The organism is Pediococcus damnosus (assembly GCF_001611155.1).
GTDB classification, from domain to species: Bacteria; Bacillota; Bacilli; order Lactobacillales; family Lactobacillaceae; genus Pediococcus; species Pediococcus damnosus.
Map to the genome: position 1 here is coordinate 322,893 of NZ_CP012294.1, position 17,366 is coordinate 340,258.

General features: G+C 39.8%; 21 protein-coding genes and 1 other annotated feature. Of the genes, 5 read left to right on the forward strand and 16 right to left on the reverse strand.

All coding sequences use genetic code 11. From position 1 onward, the window contains the following. The first annotated feature begins 46 nt into the window (after positions 1-46). Complete coding sequence (locus tag ADU73_RS01585; RefSeq protein ID WP_046871272.1) at positions 47-508, forward strand: hypothetical protein; 462 nt, start codon at positions 47-49, stop codon at positions 506-508. A 59-nt stretch (positions 509-567) separates the two neighbouring features. On the opposite strand, the gene ADU73_RS01590 is transcribed toward ADU73_RS01585, so the two are convergent. The 10 genes from ADU73_RS01590 to ADU73_RS01635 form a co-directional block, all read right to left on the reverse strand. Next, complete coding sequence (locus ADU73_RS01590; protein WP_062913115.1) at positions 568-1,248, reverse strand: phosphatase PAP2 family protein; 681 nt, start codon at positions 1,246-1,248, stop codon at positions 568-570. A gap of 12 nt (positions 1,249-1,260) precedes the next feature. After that, entirely contained in the window at positions 1,261-1,926 is a 666-nt protein-coding gene (locus ADU73_RS01595) for an HD domain-containing protein (protein WP_062913116.1), read from the reverse strand. A gap of 2 nt (positions 1,927-1,928) precedes the next feature. Continuing rightward, positions 1,929-3,476 carry a ribonuclease Y gene (rny, locus tag ADU73_RS01600; RefSeq protein ID WP_056985958.1) on the reverse strand — a complete coding sequence of 516 codons (1,548 nt, stop codon included), beginning with the start codon at positions 3,474-3,476 and terminating at the stop codon, positions 1,929-1,931. 466 nt (positions 3,477-3,942) lie between these two features. Further along, positions 3,943-4,917 (reverse strand): Gfo/Idh/MocA family protein, encoded by a 975-nt coding sequence (locus ADU73_RS01605; RefSeq protein WP_046871268.1) that lies wholly within the window; start codon positions 4,915-4,917, stop codon positions 3,943-3,945. 15 nt (positions 4,918-4,932) lie between these two features. Beyond that, positions 4,933-5,379 (reverse strand): hypothetical protein, encoded by a 447-nt coding sequence (locus ADU73_RS01610; RefSeq protein WP_046871267.1) that lies wholly within the window; start codon positions 5,377-5,379, stop codon positions 4,933-4,935. Positions 5,380-5,521: 142 nt separating this feature from the next. Next, positions 5,522-6,121, reverse strand: coding sequence for a GNAT family N-acetyltransferase (locus ADU73_RS01615; protein WP_056985959.1), 600 nt, complete (start codon positions 6,119-6,121; stop codon positions 5,522-5,524). Positions 6,122-6,603: 482 nt separating this feature from the next. After that, positions 6,604-7,155, reverse strand: coding sequence for an NUDIX hydrolase (locus ADU73_RS01620; protein WP_046871265.1), 552 nt, complete (start codon positions 7,153-7,155; stop codon positions 6,604-6,606). Further along, entirely contained in the window at positions 7,148-8,026 is an 879-nt protein-coding gene (locus ADU73_RS01625; protein WP_046871264.1) for an RluA family pseudouridine synthase, read from the reverse strand. Before ADU73_RS01625 ends, ADU73_RS01620 begins: the two co-directional genes overlap by 8 nt. 13 nt (positions 8,027-8,039) lie before the next feature. Beyond that, positions 8,040-8,672 (reverse strand): TMEM175 family protein, encoded by a 633-nt coding sequence (locus tag ADU73_RS01630; protein WP_046871263.1) that lies wholly within the window; start codon positions 8,670-8,672, stop codon positions 8,040-8,042. Positions 8,673-8,812: 140 nt separating this feature from the next. Beyond that, a complete protein-coding gene (locus tag ADU73_RS01635) occupies positions 8,813-9,355 on the reverse strand; it encodes a hypothetical protein (RefSeq protein WP_046871262.1) in 543 nt (180 codons plus the stop codon). Between the two features lie 206 nt (positions 9,356-9,561). On the opposite strand from ADU73_RS01635, the gene ADU73_RS10555 reads away from it, so the two are divergent. Both ADU73_RS10555 and brnQ read left to right on the forward strand, forming a co-directional pair. Beyond that, entirely contained in the window at positions 9,562-9,708 is a 147-nt protein-coding gene (locus ADU73_RS10555; RefSeq protein WP_100077831.1) for a hypothetical protein, read from the forward strand. A gap of 135 nt (positions 9,709-9,843) precedes the next feature. Next, positions 9,844-10,083, forward strand: a binding site (T-box leader). Positions 10,084-10,171: 88 nt separating this feature from the next. Continuing rightward, the gene (brnQ, locus tag ADU73_RS01640) at positions 10,172-11,557 is read left to right on the forward strand and encodes a branched-chain amino acid transport system II carrier protein (RefSeq protein WP_046871261.1); all 1,386 of its coding nucleotides are present in this window, start codon (positions 10,172-10,174) and stop codon (positions 11,555-11,557) included. A 385-nt stretch (positions 11,558-11,942) separates the two neighbouring features. On the opposite strand, the gene rpsN is transcribed toward brnQ, so the two are convergent. The 3 genes from rpsN to recQ all read right to left on the reverse strand — a co-directional run bounded on the left by rpsN (position 11,943) and on the right by recQ (position 14,246). Next, positions 11,943-12,212: a 30S ribosomal protein S14 gene (gene rpsN, locus ADU73_RS01645; protein WP_046871260.1), complete on the reverse strand. Its 270-nt coding sequence runs from the start codon at positions 12,210-12,212 to the stop codon at positions 11,943-11,945. Positions 12,213-12,216: 4 nt separating this feature from the next. Beyond that, complete coding sequence (locus tag ADU73_RS10465; RefSeq protein WP_100077832.1) at positions 12,217-12,339, reverse strand: putative metal homeostasis protein; 123 nt, start codon at positions 12,337-12,339, stop codon at positions 12,217-12,219. Between the two features lie 122 nt (positions 12,340-12,461). Beyond that, positions 12,462-14,246: a DNA helicase RecQ gene (recQ, locus tag ADU73_RS01650; protein ID WP_046871259.1), complete on the reverse strand. Its 1,785-nt coding sequence runs from the start codon at positions 14,244-14,246 to the stop codon at positions 12,462-12,464. 173 nt (positions 14,247-14,419) lie between these two features. Between recQ and ADU73_RS01655 the strand changes: the two genes are divergently transcribed. Then, complete coding sequence (locus ADU73_RS01655) at positions 14,420-14,809, forward strand: hypothetical protein (RefSeq protein WP_046871258.1); 390 nt, start codon at positions 14,420-14,422, stop codon at positions 14,807-14,809. A 100-nt stretch (positions 14,810-14,909) separates the two neighbouring features. On the opposite strand, the gene ADU73_RS10300 is transcribed toward ADU73_RS01655, so the two are convergent. Beyond that, positions 14,910-15,077, reverse strand: a complete 168-nt coding sequence (locus tag ADU73_RS10300; RefSeq protein WP_080945507.1) for an LPXTG cell wall anchor domain-containing protein — start codon at positions 15,075-15,077, stop codon at positions 14,910-14,912. Between ADU73_RS10300 and ADU73_RS10305 the strand changes: the two genes are divergently transcribed. Further along, a complete protein-coding gene (locus ADU73_RS10305) occupies positions 15,049-15,333 on the forward strand; it encodes a hypothetical protein (protein ID WP_081113850.1) in 285 nt (94 codons plus the stop codon). The genes ADU73_RS10300 and ADU73_RS10305 overlap by 29 nt on opposite strands. A gap of 116 nt (positions 15,334-15,449) precedes the next feature. Here ADU73_RS10305 and ADU73_RS01665 read toward each other — a convergent pair whose 3' ends face one another. Then, a complete protein-coding gene (locus tag ADU73_RS01665) occupies positions 15,450-16,817 on the reverse strand; it encodes an ISLre2 family transposase (RefSeq protein ID WP_046872291.1) in 1,368 nt (455 codons plus the stop codon). Positions 16,818-17,046: 229 nt separating this feature from the next. Beyond that, positions 17,047-17,358, reverse strand: coding sequence for a MazG-like protein (locus ADU73_RS01670; RefSeq protein ID WP_046871256.1), 312 nt, complete (start codon positions 17,356-17,358; stop codon positions 17,047-17,049). Positions 17,359-17,366: the final 8 nt, after the last annotated feature.

Consider the following 17,366-nt stretch of genomic DNA (forward strand, 5'->3'; position numbering starts at 1 on the left):
AATTCTATACTTACGATATTACAAATACGAAACGAGGAATTTTTAAATGACCTATCAAGTCGATTTCAAAACTGTTTCAACAGTGGGACTCGAAAGCTCACCAGTTGCAAAAGCTCTGGCTGGCTTACGCGCAAACGAAGCTCGCTATTACTGGAACAAATATAAACATATTTTTACCACCGTTCCTGCCGACGGGGATCCCGAAACCGTTGCCTGGATAGAAAAAATTCTTTTAGAAAAAGACATGAAGTTTGCGGATAAACCATTGGAAACCACAACTTTTGAAGTCGATAACATCAAAATGGCCTATATTTTTTACGAAAACGGTCTTGCGGTCAATGTGATGTATAGTTTAGATCCAGCTGGTAAGCGCGCCGTTGGGTTTAAACTCTCGGACGGAATGGCTATTCCTAAAGAATTTGAAGACAAATTTAAATTTGCCCATCAAAAATCGCGTTTAGCTGGAACGATTCGCGGATCCTACTTTGTAATCAAAGGTACTTATTAGTATTAAAAAGGCTTCAAACGAAGAAAATCGTTTGAAGCCTTTTTTAGTCTTAAATTATTTTAATGGCGACTATGCCGACCTTGCGCGTCAGTCTCTACATATCTTGCGACCAAATCGTAAAACTTATTATACAACCAACGGGCGATTGCCAACCATGCAACGGCTAAGAAGAACGCCGCAAAGACATCGGAAGGATAATGGGCACCAAGGTAAACTCTGGAGTACATAACTAACACAACCCAAATGATCAATACAATCTGACAAACCTTTTGCACCGTTTGTGAATTGATTTGGCTCACAAAGAACCAAACCAAGAAAAAGACGATTAGCACAGCGCCAAATGTATGCCCACTTGGAAAACTAAATCCCGTTTCAGAAATTACTTGATTCCATCTTGGCCGGGGCCGTTGGGCAATTTCTTTGAAGATATAAGCCACCACATCGCCACCACCCAGGGTAGCTAACGTCCAGATTGCATCAACCCGCAGCCGCATGAACCATAAGACGGCAGCAATAATAACGGCATAGACAATTGCAAATTTTGGTTCCGCAATCGTCGTAACGGCCTTCATGATGTCAGTTACGAACGTAGGCATGCTGTTTTGAACAATACTAATGATTCCTGTATCGAATCGCAAAAGCAAAGCAGAGTTGGCTTTTACAGCCGCTAGTAATAAAGCAAAAAGAAAGCCCGAAGTCCAGGCATATTTAGCAGAAATTGAGTTTTGATTTTTTAACATGAGTCGCTCCAATTATTTATTTTGATTCCATTCAGCTTTAAATTCTTGTAGAAAATCTTCTAATACCGCTGTTCGATGTTGCGCAGCTTGTTTAGCAGCGCTGGTATTCATTAAATCTGCAAGCTTTAAAAGCTTTTCATAAAAGTGGTTAATCACCGTTTCATTCTGACGATATTCATCGTGAGTCATTTTTTGCCGGGGAGCAATCTTCGGATCATACATGATATGGCCATGGGCCCCGCCATAATAAAAAGCCCGGCCAATCCCAATTGCACCAATCGCATCCAGACGATCCGCATCCTGAACAATCTGCCCTTCAAGGGTTAATTGGTAATGATGTTCAAGATTCTTCGAAAATGACATGTGTGTAATGATTGCAAAGATTGCGTCAATATCAGCTTGGAAAACCTGATGGGCTTCTAAAAATGACCTGACTTCGTTTTCTGCCTTGGTTTGATCTGCTACAATTTTTTCATCAATTACATCATGCAACTCCGCACTTACCAGAACGACAAAAAGACGCCCTTGTGCACTGCCTTGAGCCAAGCGCTGGGCCATTTTTACAACCCGTTGAATGTGAGCATAGTCATGTCCCGTTTTGTCATCACTTAGCTTTGAATACACAAACTTATCGACTGTCTTAAGAATCTCTTGTTCTTTTTCAGTTATTTTTTCCATGTTTACCCCGCGTACTCAACCACTTGTAATTTACGAACAACTGTCACCTTCACCTGACCAGGGTAGGTAACTTCTTGCTCAATTTGATCTTTAACATTGCCAGCCAGCTTCTCAATACTCTTATCGGAAGTTTGGTTAGGCTTAACAATTACTCGAAGTTCACGGCCCGCCTGAATGGCGTAGCTTTCCTGAACTCCAGGATATTGGTTGGCAATTCCCTCTAAACTAGAAATTCTTTGTAGATAGTCTGCAGCAGATTCACTACGAGCACCCTGGCGCGCACCAGAAATGGCATCGGCAGCAGCCACTAGATCAGAAATAACATATTTAGCTTCTACATCCCCATGATGAGAAGCAATTGCATTAATCACAACCGGATCTTCATGGTATTTAGTTGCAAGCTCTACACCTAATTCCACATGGGTAGCCTCAACATCACGGTCAATTGCTTTTCCAATATCATGCAAGAGCCCCGCCCGTTTCGCTAGGTTTACATCCTCGCCAAGTTCAGCCGCAAACACACCTGCTAGATTGGCTGCTTCGATCGAGTGATCCAAAATATTCTGGCCATAACTGGTCCGAAAATGCATTCTCCCAATCAACTTGATTAAATCGGGATGCATATTTTTAATATTCAACTCATTAATTGCTTGCTCACCGAACCCACGAATGAGTTCATCCACTGATTTCACAGTTTGATTTACAATTTGTTCAACAATGTCCGGATTAATCCGATTTACTTGAACAATCTGCGTCATTGCGCGTTTGGCAATTTCACGACGCATGGGATCATACCCATTCAAGGTAATCATCCGTTTTTGATCATCAATATTAATATCAATCCCTGTCAAAGCCTCTAAGGCCCGGACATTTTGACCAGAATTCCCGATAATTTTACCAAGCGCCTCATTGTTAGGCACTTCCATGGTTCGGTTAGATGAATAAACATGGGACCGAATCCCACTGTGCTCAATGGCGTGAGAAATTAGATTTTTGGCTTCCTTTTCGCTACTGCTCTTATATTCAGTTTCTGTGTTTCGAACAACTCGTTTTTCTTCTTCTTTTAAGTCCCGAGAAGTTTGATCTAAAACGTAATCTTTTGCCTTAGCTTTGCTCATTTCGGCCGTTTCTTCTAAGGTTTCTTCCCGTTTGCCGATTAAGCCTTCTGCCTGTTGTTTTATTTCTTTTAGTGCTGACTTATCATCTTTTAAAGCGTCTTGTTTGCTCTTAAAGTTATCAGAACGCCGGTTTAAAAGATCCTCTTTTTCTTTCAAAACTTGATCACGTTGATCCAACCAGGTTGCCTTACGCTCATTATCTTTCACATCAGTTGTGATCTCTTGATCAATTGACTCTTGGTAAGCTAAAGTTTCAGCACGTCCTTTTTTATGTTCTTTTTGGGCGGCAGCTTTCCCTTCTGCCTCAGCCTTGGCAAGCGTCTGTTGTGCTTGTTCATGGGCTATTTTCAACTGTCGCTGATGTTCAATTTTACGAATTTCAAACCCAATTGCAACAGCAATCAGAAGGATAATAATACTCACAACAAACATCTTGGTTGCCTCCCATTTTAGAATTTAATCGTTAATTTCATATCTTTCATTATATCACACTGTCACAAATTGCTTCTCGCTTTTCCAGACACCCGATTGCCTAATAAAAGGCATCAAAAAAGCACCTTTCAAGAACCTGCTCAACTTGAAAAGTGCCTGGGGGATAGATCTAAGTACCAATCTAAAACATAAAGTTTCAAGGTACATATTGTTTCAATTACGATTCCTTACCTTTCCTAGGATTCAGTAGGAAGAGTAGTCAAGCGTATTTGTACGCATCTAATTAAAAAATCTTTCACAAAACTTTCTTCTTAAAAACGTTGCAACATGATAAGCATCGGTCCATCCAAAAAATCGGCCGATATTTGCAGGTATTACTTGGTACGAAGATCGAACCCTACCCCAAACAAAGAGTAGCATCTTTGAAACTAAGTCACAAGCAAAAAGACATAAAATATCAACTATCTTAATCTTCTGCATACCAGCTGTGATACAAATCTTCAATAATCTTGGTTGTTTGCAGTGTAATAGCCGGTTTCATAATCGGACTTAATTGTTTACCGTTTAAAATTTGTTCAGAAACATGATTAAATTCATACACAAATTCACTCGCCTGGGGGTGCGCAAACTTCTGCGTTTTATCGCCAACTGTCAATTCATAATGATCTGTTTTCCAATAATTGGGAACCTTTAATGATCCAGTTGTGCCCCAAAATGTCATTTGACTAGGCACTTGATCAGTCGTTGTCGTTATATAAACGCTCGCCAGAACTCCCGAACTCAATCTAAAGTTTACTTGGACTTGGTCATCCGCCTGCGACCCAACTTTACTAATTTGACCCTGATAAGCTGTAATATCGCTTTCCAAAACCAGTTGAAGGTACTCTGCAGAATATGAAGCACTGCCATAAAAAGCACCACCACCTACAGACACATCATGGAACCAGGGAATTTTTTCAATGCCTGGATGTGATTCTTGAATCGTGACCCCTTGAATATCTCCAATCGCATGTTTAGTTACGAGCTGCTGTCGAACCTGATCGGTAATTGGTAAAAAGGCCGCCTTTTGAGCTTCCATGATGAAACAATGTTGCTTTTTAGCCAATGCAAATAGCTCTTGTGCTTGCGCGAGTTTTAAAGTAAATGGCTTTTCCAAAAGAACATTTTTATGATTGTTCAAGGCCAGTTTGGCGCCATCATAGTGACCGGCATTCCAAAGTGGAATGTAAATCACGTCAATATCAGGATCCTTACAAAGTTCTTGATAACTCCCATAGGCTTTTGAAATGTTAAACTGACTTGCAACCACTTCGGCCTTTTCTAGTTTACGTGCTGCAATTGCCACCACTTCACTATTAAAAGACTCACGAATTCCTGCAATAATTCGGGGAACAATGGAGGCGGCCCCCATAATGCCATATCGAATAATTTTTTGTGTCATGTTATTGCCTCAAACTTAGTCCTTCTTTGGCTCCTCGTCTGAATCTGGATCGTTAATCATGCGCCACTCACCTTCGCCAGCTTTGGAAATATCATTCACAAAGCCAGTTACCATTTGTGCGCGTTCCATATCTTTTTCAGATAAAACGTTCAAACCTTTTCCAGTCGTCATTGGAATTCCAAGTTCGAACTGCTCTTTACCCATTTTTCCTTCTGTAAAGGCAACGACCCAATCCTTGGTATCAATTTGTGTATATAAGAAGAACAGTGAAAAACCGTCTGCCAAATATGCAGGTACAGCCCAAACATTTTCGCCAACTTCTTGCATTTCATTACCGTTGAAATTGTATTGACTGGCATTATCTTTTGTAATTCCGTGATTTAAAACCAACAGCATTTGTTCAAACTTTTTATCACCTAATGATAATTCTACATCTTGGAAATCTTCATCCTCATTACTCATTTTAATTACCCCATTACTTTCTATTTTTCTTGATTACATTGATTTTATAATAAAACAAAGGTAAAAGATACCGCAACGATTAGAAAAAAGCCGAATCCAGACATTCATCTGAATTCGACTCCTATTTTTTATATTTAAGAACCTAAGCGTAAACTGGTTCGGTTGTTACAATTGGTTTTTGCATATGATCATACATATGATCGCCAATCTTTTTGGTGCCCACTTTTTTAAATCCATGACGCGCATACAGACGCTCGGCAGCGGGGTTTGCAAGATCCACGTTCAAGCCAATAATGGTATCGCCATCCTGACGAACAAAATCAGGCAATGCTTTTAGCAATCTTCCGCCAATGCCTTGGCCTTGATACTCAGGGTCAACAGCAATGGAATCAAGATACCATTCATCTTTAAATGCTTCTAAATCAGGATCCAAAACATCCCCATCAAAAATATTTGCTTTAAGCGTGATTCGATCAATAATTGCATCCAAATCTTCTTCATACTGGTCTGGGTAACCAAACGCTACCCCAACCACTTTGCCTGTGGTCGTTTCTTCTGCCACAATCGTTGTGGCCTTTTCACCAGTGTAAGCATCCGTTTGGTAAGCTCGTTGTAACACGCGCATCCAAACAGGGTCAGGAACATCATCCAATTCATCAAGCTCCATCTCATCATAAATAATATTAATTAATGGCGCTATCTGACCGGCATCATCTTTATCAGCTTCACGTATAATTATCACAAAAATCCTCCTTTAATCTATTTACTAGATTACGGTATGCCGATAAAAAAGTAAAGCTGTCTGTTCCAATGCAAGTATAAGTTTACAAAAAGATAAGTATCTAAAGTTTGAAAGTATAAAAATTCATCTAATTAACTGGTAAAAAAGATTAACAGTTTAAATTCCGTCTTCCAGCAAATTTGGGCTGGAACGTAGTGGGCACGACTTAGAGCTGAAATTCACATCTCTAAGCTCGGCCTTTATCTAAGCAAAAATCGCTAAGATAAATAACACTACTGAGCCCATTTGCTTCCAGACTGATTCATACGCTGTCGATTCTTGTAGCAAAAATAGCCGCAAAAATTCGCACCTCGTTCCAGGCCAAGTAAGCCGGAGAACGGCAAGTAATCTAATTTCGGTGGGCTAAAATGTTTAATAACAGTTACTAGAACTACTTCTATATTTTCAATCTTTAGTAAATATTCTAAACTGGTTGCATGCCACTATTTACCAAACATCTCATAATAACCTACCGCAGCAATTGCCTGTGCTGAACGAATTCGGCCCTGCTTGATCAACCGTTTTAAATGATCATAACGAATCAGTTGGCTATTCACAAACTCATCCGCATCAAAATGTTGCGCAATCTTTTTAGCTGGATCAATCTGAGCCACAATTAATACAACCTTCTCTGTTGAAAAACCTTCTGAAGCCGTAATTGTCGTCAGCTCTCGCACTTGGGTTGCTTGATAGCCCGTTTCTTCTAATAATTCCCGTTTAGCTGCATCTTCCGCCGTTTCGTTTGGATTAATTAATCCTGCTGGTAAAGACAAGCTTTCTGCATTAATTCCTACACGATATTCTGTATTTAACAAAACATGCTGATCCGGTGTAAATGCCAAAATCGTAACTGCCGGTTGATGCACAATCACATCTCTGTTTACCACCAAACCATCTGGCGTTTCAATTTTTTGTTTATCTAATTGAAAAATTGGCCCCTCATATACTTGTTTTTGAGCTACGATCTTTCCTGATTTACCTTCATTTTTAAACATGTTTTAATTGCTCCATATCTTCCGGAAGTTTCACTTTAAACGTCTGTTCTCGATCAGTTAACGGATCCGTAAATGTCAGAGATTCAGCATGCAGAGCCTGGCGAGTGATGCCCATATCTAGCGGACCCCCGTATAGTTTGTCACCTAACAGTGGATGACCCAAAATGGTAAAATGAACACGAATTTGATGCGTTCGGCCAGTTAACAGCTCTGCTTCTACTTCAGCAAAGTTTTCATACTGATGAATCACCTGAAAACGCGTTTGCGCTTGTTGCCCATCTTCCGAAATTTCGCGATGAATCCCGTCAGCCGTTTTAGCAATTGGTTTATCAATCAGCCCTTGTTTTTCAGTCAATCTTCCCGAAACAAACGCCCGATACTTTTTTTGAATCGTGTGCTGCTCGATTTGTGGCGATAAAACGCTAGCTGCCAACCGATTTTTCGCAATTAGCATCACGCCACTTGTGAACCGATCCAACCGTGTAATCACATGGGGAACCAAATCTTGACTCCCTTGATTTTTCAAATGGCCCTTCACCCGATTAACGACCGTGTCATCCCGGTTACTGGGACCGGGCACCGACGGCAGACCAGCGGGTTTATCAATCACCAGCCAATTAGCATCTTCGAAAACTACGGTCAAAGGTTCAAAACTAAACGGCACATTGGGATCTGATTTTTCTTTAGGCAATCGCAAATTCAAAATGTCACCAGATTCAATAAAATCTGCCGTTGTCTTCTTCTGCCCATCAATCCTCAACATTCCTGATTTCTTAATGGAACTAATCAGTCGATGACTAAACCCCTTGGAAACCAAAAAGGCCTTAATTTTCAATCGCTCTGAAGTTGCGTTTTGCATTGTCATAATCATAATAAACTCTCCATTATTTTGAAGCCTTGAGAACATGGCGCATCGACTTGCTTAGACGTAAGTACGCCACAAAATGATACACGATTCCTGCCAGTAATAAAAATGTTCCTAGCCAAATCGAAAAAAAGGTTGCCAGAATTGCCAGGCCGTATATTGAAACACTTCTAATCGGATCAAACTTAATTGCTTGATAAAAATGTTGTTGATCTTGTTTCATTTTGGTAAGTTCTGAATGATGCCGAACATAGGTATACAGCCAGGCAAACGTCAATGAGATAAATAACGCCACCAAGTCATAGTAGATAAACGCCACCCGCATATCGGCCACGTTGCCCACAGTTAGAGAGTGAGCAACTAACGCCGTTGGATAATCAATCAAGGTCACAGAAAAGAGCATCACTAAATTAATGACATTCAAACTCGTATTTGTCAGTTTTAACGTCTGAAAAAAATCATGATGAAACAGCCAAACTGTGCCAATGTACAAAAATGAAACGATATAAGCAAACATCGTGGGCCACTGTTTAACTAATGCAGCTAACAAATGACCGGCACGGTATTCTGGAACGTTAAAGTCCAACACCAAAATTGTGATTAAAATTGCATAAACCCCATCACTAAAAGCCTGCATGCGATCAACTTTCATACGCCAAACCTCCCCACTTTTAACCGTTACTAAGATTCTTTAATTATATACTAGTTTATCAGGGACAGGAATGGAACTAGTTGAAACAAAAAAAGGATCCTACTATTATGTAGAAATCCTCTTAACATTCATTTTCACAATTAAATATAAAAATTAGTTAGTTCATTTTTGCGCAGATACTGGACTCCCCATTTTGAGACTGGCTGCTGCGTAGTTGGTTTAAATTGCCAATTCAACAAGATTGTAATCAATTCATCATTGCTAAGCTGGGCAGCCATTCTTGCAACTCGCACGGTCTGTCGATCCCAAGAGCAGGCCTGCTCATTGGTTTGATCATAAATGACATCCGTTAAGAAACCAAGGTTGCTCACTAAATTTCCTTGATTGTTTAAATCTCGATCTTTAAACCAGCGTAAAACTTGAATGCCATCACCAGAAAGTTCCACTGTCTGGTGATCTAATTTGGAAATTTCATCTAAAAACTTAGCATTGGACATTTGCATTAAGGCGCGAGCGACTCTAATTTCTTCTTCGTTGTAATTACTTAGCGCTCCTTTGTCATCCTCAATTGAATTCATGATACGATTTAAATGCCCGAACGTTGTAAAAAAGTTTACAGGTTTGGGTTGCTTTCCTTTGAGCTGCTTTTCAATCCAACTAATAAAGTATTCATGTTTTTTCATAACAAGTCGCCCTCCTTTTCAATTCTGGCTTTTTCAACTTGTATTTATCTTACCCAAAAAATGTGTCAGCAACATTACCAAGTGTTGAAACTGAGATTAATAAAAGCTTACATCGCTGTATTAGTTTATTTTTATTTAAAATATATTTGCATTTTAGGGTGGTTTAAGATTACAATGATAATAACTTATTTTTTAGGAGGAACATCATGCGATCACCATATAACTCATTTGCAAAACGCCGTCCAGTTGCTGGTAAGCGTGAACGTCGCCGTCGTCAAGCACGAATCGTTGCTATCCAACGTTTCGCTAAAGGCAAGACTGAAAAAATTGCTGATACATCTAAAGTTAAATAATAGGCTTTTTGCCATTTTTAAAAACAACTGCCATTTGGCGGTTATTTTTTTTACAATTTATTTCAATTAATTTTCAATTTAGACTTGACGAAAGTTCGTCGACGGAGTAGATTAAAAGCATATTATAAATAAATGAGAAAAGCTATGAAAAGAAAAGTAAGAGAAATCGCCATTGTTTAGCGAGCGTCGTTTGGTGCAAGGACGTCAATGAATTTCTCAAGCTATCATCTTTGAGCGATGCTTACGAAGTTTGAGTAGGCACTGGGGGCTCCCATTATAGAGCTAGGGTATCGATCTGCAGGTCCGTACTCGAAAAGGCAGAATCAGTGATGATCCTGTAAACAAAGGTGGTAACGCGTTTAAGACGTCCTTGTTGGAATTTATATTCCAGCAGGGACTTTTTTTATGGACTTTTCTAATGGTTAACTCATTTTAAATTTTAAATAAATTGAGGAGTGGTTATATGTTAGAAGAGAGAAAGTTAACTAAAAAGGATTACGTTGTGGTAAGTTCGATGTTATTTGCATTATTTTTTGGAGCCGGAAATTTAATTTTTCCCCTTCACCTGGGACAATTAGCAGGATCACATTGGGTACCTGCCGCTTTGGGTTTTCTGGTAACCGGTGTCCTTTTGCCGCTATTATCCGTTTTGGCAATCAGCATTACCCGTTCGGAAGGCGTTTATGATATCGGAAAACCACTTGGAGCTGGGTTTGCTTTAATCTTCATGATCCTAATCCATGGGACGATTGGCCCACTGTTTGGCACACCCCGGACTGCCACCGTTTCTTACACAGTTGGGGTAGCTCCACTCATTCCTGCCCACTTTCAAACTTTAGGACTCGTCATTTTTTCGGCAGTGTTCTTTGGACTCGCCTTCTTCTTATCGGTAGAACAAAGCAAAATTGTCTCTAATGTTGGTAAACTACTGAATCCGATTTTTCTACTTTTATTAGCCTTTGTTTTCTTCCTTGGCTTCAGTAATCCCATGGGAAGCCCTGCTACGCAATCCGTTACCGCTGCTTATAAAACCGGCGCGTTCACAAATGGATTTTTACAAGGTTACAATACTATGGATGCCTTGGCCGGTCTCGCATTTGGTGTCACCGTTGTTACGGCTATTAAATATATGGGCAAGAAAAACGCGAACGGTATCGCGATGGTCACTGCCAGAGCTGGCTTGTTCTCAATGGGCTTTGAAGCGATCATCTATGTTGCCTTAATTTTATTAGGAGCAATGTCACTTGGAAAATTCAAGCTCAGCGCAAATGGGGGCGTGGCTTTTGATCAAATTGTTAATCATTACTTAGGCGTTGTTGGTCAATCAATTTTGGCCGCTTTGATCACCCTAACTTGTTTGACAACTGCCATTGGTTTGGTTGCTGCTTTCGCTCAAGACTTTCATAAACACTTTCCCAAAATCAGTTACAAAACTTGGTTAGCATTCACGAGTGGTGCGTCATTTTTAACCGCTAACCTCGGCTTAAATCAAATCATCTCATGGTCAACACCAGTTTTAATGTTTCTATATCCTTTAGCAATGGCCTTGATTTTGTTGTCCGTCTTATCACCACTGTTCCATCGCGACCCAATTGTCTATAAATTTGTCGTTACGTTCACAGTAATCCCTGCTCTCTTTGACATGATGGCTGCTTTCCCACCTGTAGTAAGTCAAAGTGCCTTGGGTAAGCTCATGGGAAATTTCCAACAGAGTTACCTGCCACTTGCCCAATATGGCTTAGATTGGCTCTTACCAGCTTTACTCGGCATGGTAATCGGCGTTGCTTGTCATCTTTATAAGCAACATGCAAACGCCAAAGTTCAAGTACCTCAAGAAAACGAAAACTAATCAAAAAAAGCACTTCATACATCAACCTAAGCCGATGTATGAAGTGTTTTTGAGGACAATTCTACAAAGCAAACCACAAAATGTAAGTGCGCCTCTGGCGGGATTACGATCCCTCCGCCGTCACACTTACATTTTGAGGTTTAAACGCTTTGTTTCACTCACTGTTTTTGAGGACAGCTCGGCAAGTCAAAAGGCAGAAAATAAGTACGCTTCCCGCGGGATTGCGATCCCGCCTCCGTCACACTTCACCTGCCTTTTTCCACTAAGCTTGAGGACAGCTCCACAAAACAAGTCCAATGACATAAGTGAACCTCACAACGGGATGCGATCCCGCCTCCGGTCCCCTTATGTCATTGGGCTTTAACGTTTTGTTGCACTCACTTAACTACCAACTAGCCTTCCGCACACCTGGAATTTGACCCTTATGTGCTAAATCACGGAAGTTTAGTCGTGATAAACCAAACTTACGCATATAAGCATGTGGTCGACCATCGAGATGATCACGACGATGAATCCGTGTTGGTGAAGCATTTCTTGGTAACCGACTCAAACCTGCGTAATCGTGATTCTTGCGAAGCTCTTCACGAAGTGGCGCATAGTGCGCAACAGTTGCTTCAATTTTTTGTTCCTTAATAATTTTTGATTTCTTTGCCATTTATTTATGCAATCCCCTTTCTTTGTTTTTTAGCAGCTTTAATCACACGTAAAGCAGCTTTTCTTGTCTTCAAACTTGGACTCTTTAAGCGTCGATAAGCACTTGCTGTATCCATTGCTTTTCTCATAATCTCAACTTCCTCTTTCCGTTAATCGTAATGGTTACTATTTAAACACATTTTAGTGACTTTTCCAAACATTTAGTTTCAAAAAGAGATTCAACCACTTTATTTAGTTGGTTGAATCTCCTTTATTTTTCGGCAGTGTTCGAGAGGACACCCTCATCTGCTTGGATCACATCAATAAATTGTTGACCATATTTTTCTAGCTTTTGACTACCGACACCTTTAACCTCTGCCATTTCACTCAACGTCTTCGGTAACAATTCACACATCGCCCGCAACGTTTTATCTGAGAAGATCACGAATGGTGGTACCCCCTGGCTCTCGGCTAAATTGCGTCGTAACATCCGAAGTTTGGTAAACAGTTCACTGTCCTCAAGGATATTAGTTTTGACGGGAACCGCCATTTTGCGAAAGACCTTCTCTTCGCCCTGCAAAACCCGCACCCCAGCAAGAGTTAATGACAGCACCGGATATTGACCGTTAGACGCCTGCAAATAGCCAGCGGCCGCCAAGAAATCAATGAGTTCGGTTAATTGCTTTTGTGACTTATTCTTCAACAAGCCATACGTACTTAATTGATCAAAATTAAATTGTTTAATCCGTTGATTCCTAGATCCCGCTAAGACCTGGGCAATCAATACTTTTCCAAAATTTTCATGCATCCGTTTTACACAAGAAAGAACCTTTTGCGCTTCAACCGTAATATCTTGGGAATCCCGTTCGTCCAAACAATTACTGCATTTTCCACAAACTGGTCCGTCTTCCCCAAAATAATTCAAAATGTATTGTTGCAAACATTCTTGGGTATTGGCGTACTGAGTCATATCTTGAAGTTTTTGATACTCACGCCGTTTATTATCATCATCCATTTCAGATTGATCAATAAAGAAGTGTTGGATTTGCACATCATGCAATTTAAATAACAAAATGACATCACTTGGTAGACCGTCACGTCCTGCACGGCCAGCTTCTTGATAATAAGCTTCTAAACTTCCCGGAACCTGCGCATGAATGACAAAGCGGACATTACTCTTATCAATTCCCATTCCAAACGCATTGGTCGCAATCATCACCCGATCCCGATCATAAAGAAAGTCTTCTTGATTCTGGCGCCGATCATCTTCAGACATGCCACCATGGTACATCGTGACGCTCACCTTATGCTTTTTAAGCAGTTTGGTAAGCCGTTCCACTTCTTTACGCGTACTTGCATAGATAATGCCAGCTTCGGTTTTGTTGGCTTTCAAGTAATCCAGCAAAAACTGATCGCTATTCTGATCTTTAATAACCTGAAAAGAAAGGTTCTCTCTGGTGAAATCCGTCTTCACTTCTTGATCTGCTGGAATATGCAAGCGTTCTTTGATATCCTCAGCCACTTTAGGAGTCGCTGTGGCCGTTAATGCTACGACAGTGGGATTCATCGGTAATTGAGCCAAAGTATCCGTCAACCGTAAGTAACTGGGGCGAAAATCATGACCCCACTGGGAAATACAGTGAGCTTCATCCACTGCCACCAAGGAAATCTCCAAATCCTGGAGCTGATATAAAAAACTACTGGAATCCAAGCGCTCAGGCGAAATATACAAGAGTTTCACTTGGCCACTCGCTGCTTGTTGGAATCGTTGTCTCATTTCATTTGCGCCGATACTACTATTAATAAACGTTGCAGGAATTCCGTTTTCATTTAATGCGTCAACTTGATCCTTCATTAACGCAATTAATGGTGAAATGACCAATGTAATTCCGCTAAAAAGCATTGCTGGAATCTGATAACAGAGGGATTTCCCACCACCAGTTGGCATGATTGCGAGAACACTTTGCTTATTCAAAATTTTTGTAATTACTTGTTTTTGACCATTGCGAAAGGAACTATAGCCAAACTTTTCTTTTAGAATTGTTTCTGGTGTCATACATTGCCATTCTTTCTGTAAGATCTTTATATCTATCTTAACGGAAATTCACTCAAATTGATAATAAAATTCTGAGTATGTGTTATATAAGTTAATACGCAAACGTGACGGAAAGGCTTTATTGAGTTATGATATTGTTACTTAATCTAATTATTTGAAAAGAGGTTGATCCCATGTCCGAAACAAACAACTCTCCCAAAGTTGACGAACTGACCAAGAAAAAAGAAGCCCTTGAAACTGAAGTGATTAAAAACCAGCAACTTATTAATAATTTATATAGTCGCTTCGAAGTTTTAAATCGTCAAGAAACTGATTTAAACAATAAAATCAGCAACGAGACTGATGAACTTAAGCAGTTGGATGCTGATTTAGAAGCTAAAAAATTAGTGCTTCAAAATAAGAATCTTGATCCTACCCAATATACCGATCTCCAACAACAAGTTGCCGATTTAAATGTTGATAAACAGAATCTTCTCAAAGATTATCAAGAACTAAGAGATCGGCCTCTTACAAAACGCATAAGCAATAAACTTCCAGAACGTCACTACCTTCCAAAAGAGTAGGTCGTTCTTTTTTATTCCTCAACTTTCACCTTTTAAAATTTTGGACACAAAAAAAGACGATCATTACGATCGCCTTTTTGATTTAGGATAAATTATTTAATTAGATTTCGCGACGACGACGGATACCTGCTAAACCGAATAATGCAGAAACAGCACCGAGTAAACCAACTACGGCTACTGAGCTATTTGCTTCATCAGTTTGTGGTAATGTCGTTGAAGATGCAGCCTTTGTAGCTGCTTTGCCAGCAGATACGGATGAAGAAACCACTCCGCCTTTAACGCTAGCAACAGGAGCAGCAACACCACTCTTGCTTCCACCATTAACACCAGCAGCAACGCCTGACTTGCTTCCGTTAACGCCTGTAGCACCAGGGCCAGCAACGCCAGTCTTGTTACCGTCAACGTTACCAGAACCATTACCGTTGCCATTAACATTAGAGCCTTTATTAGCATCAGCCTTAGCAACTCATGTTACCTCCGCTATACTGCTAAATAAATTAATTATATCAGTTATGTATCCATAATAAACCCATTTTCTAATTTATTTACCTGATATCGTAATTTCAACTAATAATGTCCGTCAGTATGTGTCAAGTTTTCCTAGGTGCCTTATAATCAACCAAATATTTATACACAATAATTAGTTTGAAAATATTTTTGCCATTGCTCCGATAGGGCTACTTGTTGGGGCATCAACTGGTATTTTACCTGAAAGAACTCCAATATGCTTAGAATGGTGCTTGTTGCTCAGCTGAGCTGAACTCAACGTCTTCAATGATTCCGTAGCGATCTCAATCGTTAGCTCTTGTAACTTTCTTAAACCACCACGTAAGTATTTATCTAGCTTACCGTTTACCCGAGCTTCAATTAATTTCAACATAGCCTCAAGGCCCTTTTCGGACCATACTTTGCCTTGCTTTTTCATTCGATACGTGTACGCTCTGTGTGAGCTTTCAACGGATCCCAATTTGCCGACCCTCATGAAGCCACGATCGTGTGGAGACTTTATAAACTGCCAATTTCTTGCCAAATATTGTCTTAGGACCCTTAGGCTCTCAAGTTCCTTATCAGTTTTAATTTGCGACTCAAATGTATCTAAAATAACGTTTAACTGATTCTGATCATACAGGCTAACGCTCTTAACGGCCTTATCAACCAATGGATTAAATAAACCAAAGGTTTGTTTAATCTTTTTGACAAAGTGATACCGATCGATAGTAAATTCAACTCTTTGAGCACTCGGAACTATTTCTCGCATACTTTTCGGGTTATACCCTGGGCCACCATCACTTGCTGTAAACACGGTCATTTCACTGATTTTATAATACTTCTCAATGTAGTCAGTTACTCGTTTTTGAACCTTTTTTTGATTGATACCAACAAACTCAACTTTGTTTGATCTTGTTCCATCTAATCCTGATTCAAAAACAATGTAATGGTGGACGTCTTGTCTTCGTCGATTAATTTTGTGTATCTCAAAGGCATCGCCTTCAACCACTAAGTTTTCAACTTTTCGTTTCTTAACTAGTTTCTCTTCGGACGATTTTTCTTCTGTCTTCACGGTATCTGCCATGTCTCTGATAATTCGGTCTACTGACCAGGCACTAATATCCGTCTGACTTGCCAGATTGATCATTGCGGCCGTATTTCTCATCGTTGTCGTTTGCCCAATTTTGGCAACGACACTTTTAAAATAAGGTGAAATTCTTTTTCTTTCTTCCAACTGAAGTTGTTCATCCAACGGGAAGTAATAACTTCCATTGGGTCGAAGATAACATCTTCTTTCAAAATTCACGGCGCCAAACATAAACTCAATTGTTCTGGCCTGTCGATTAATGAATGTATTTTCTGCCGGAATTGATGGAACGAGTGTTTCATCTAATTGCCTCAGATATTCAGCTACAACCAGCTGGAATGACTTCCTAAGATGAAGAATTACCTGCTCCTCTAAATCAAATAAACTGTCTAAATTTCCCAATGATTCAATAAAATCTGCTAAAATATACATGAAAGACCTGTATCCTTTCCTTTAATCTTCGTCGATTAAAAGGCTACAGGTCTTTTTCTATATATTCAACTCAAAATGAATATTCCTAGAATTTTATTGACCATCTAGGAAAACCTTACACTAACTGTCCGTCACCGAATCTTTTTAGTTCTTCGTTTTAACGTTTAATAAAAAAAGCGTAATGACCACATTTACTGAGTGATCATCACGCTCTATTATCATTTAGCAATTAATTCAAATGGGCTTCTCTAGAACTCAAGAAATCATTTAAGGCTTGCTCTAAATCAATCTGGTTTTCGTTTGCCAAGCTGCTTAGCCACCAAATGCTTTCTGCAATTTTATAATTCAAGGTCGGCTCGTCACTAGAATCAGGCCAACTTCCTTGTTTATCCATAACTAATCTACCAACTAAGCCAGCATCCGTTAAAAAAGCCAAGGCATCCTGTTCTGTAGACCATGGTTTGCCATCTTGTTTACTTTCCAATTTATGATAAGCTGTGCGGATTTTTCCTGAACGATCAGACAATTCCTTAATATCCATAATGATTT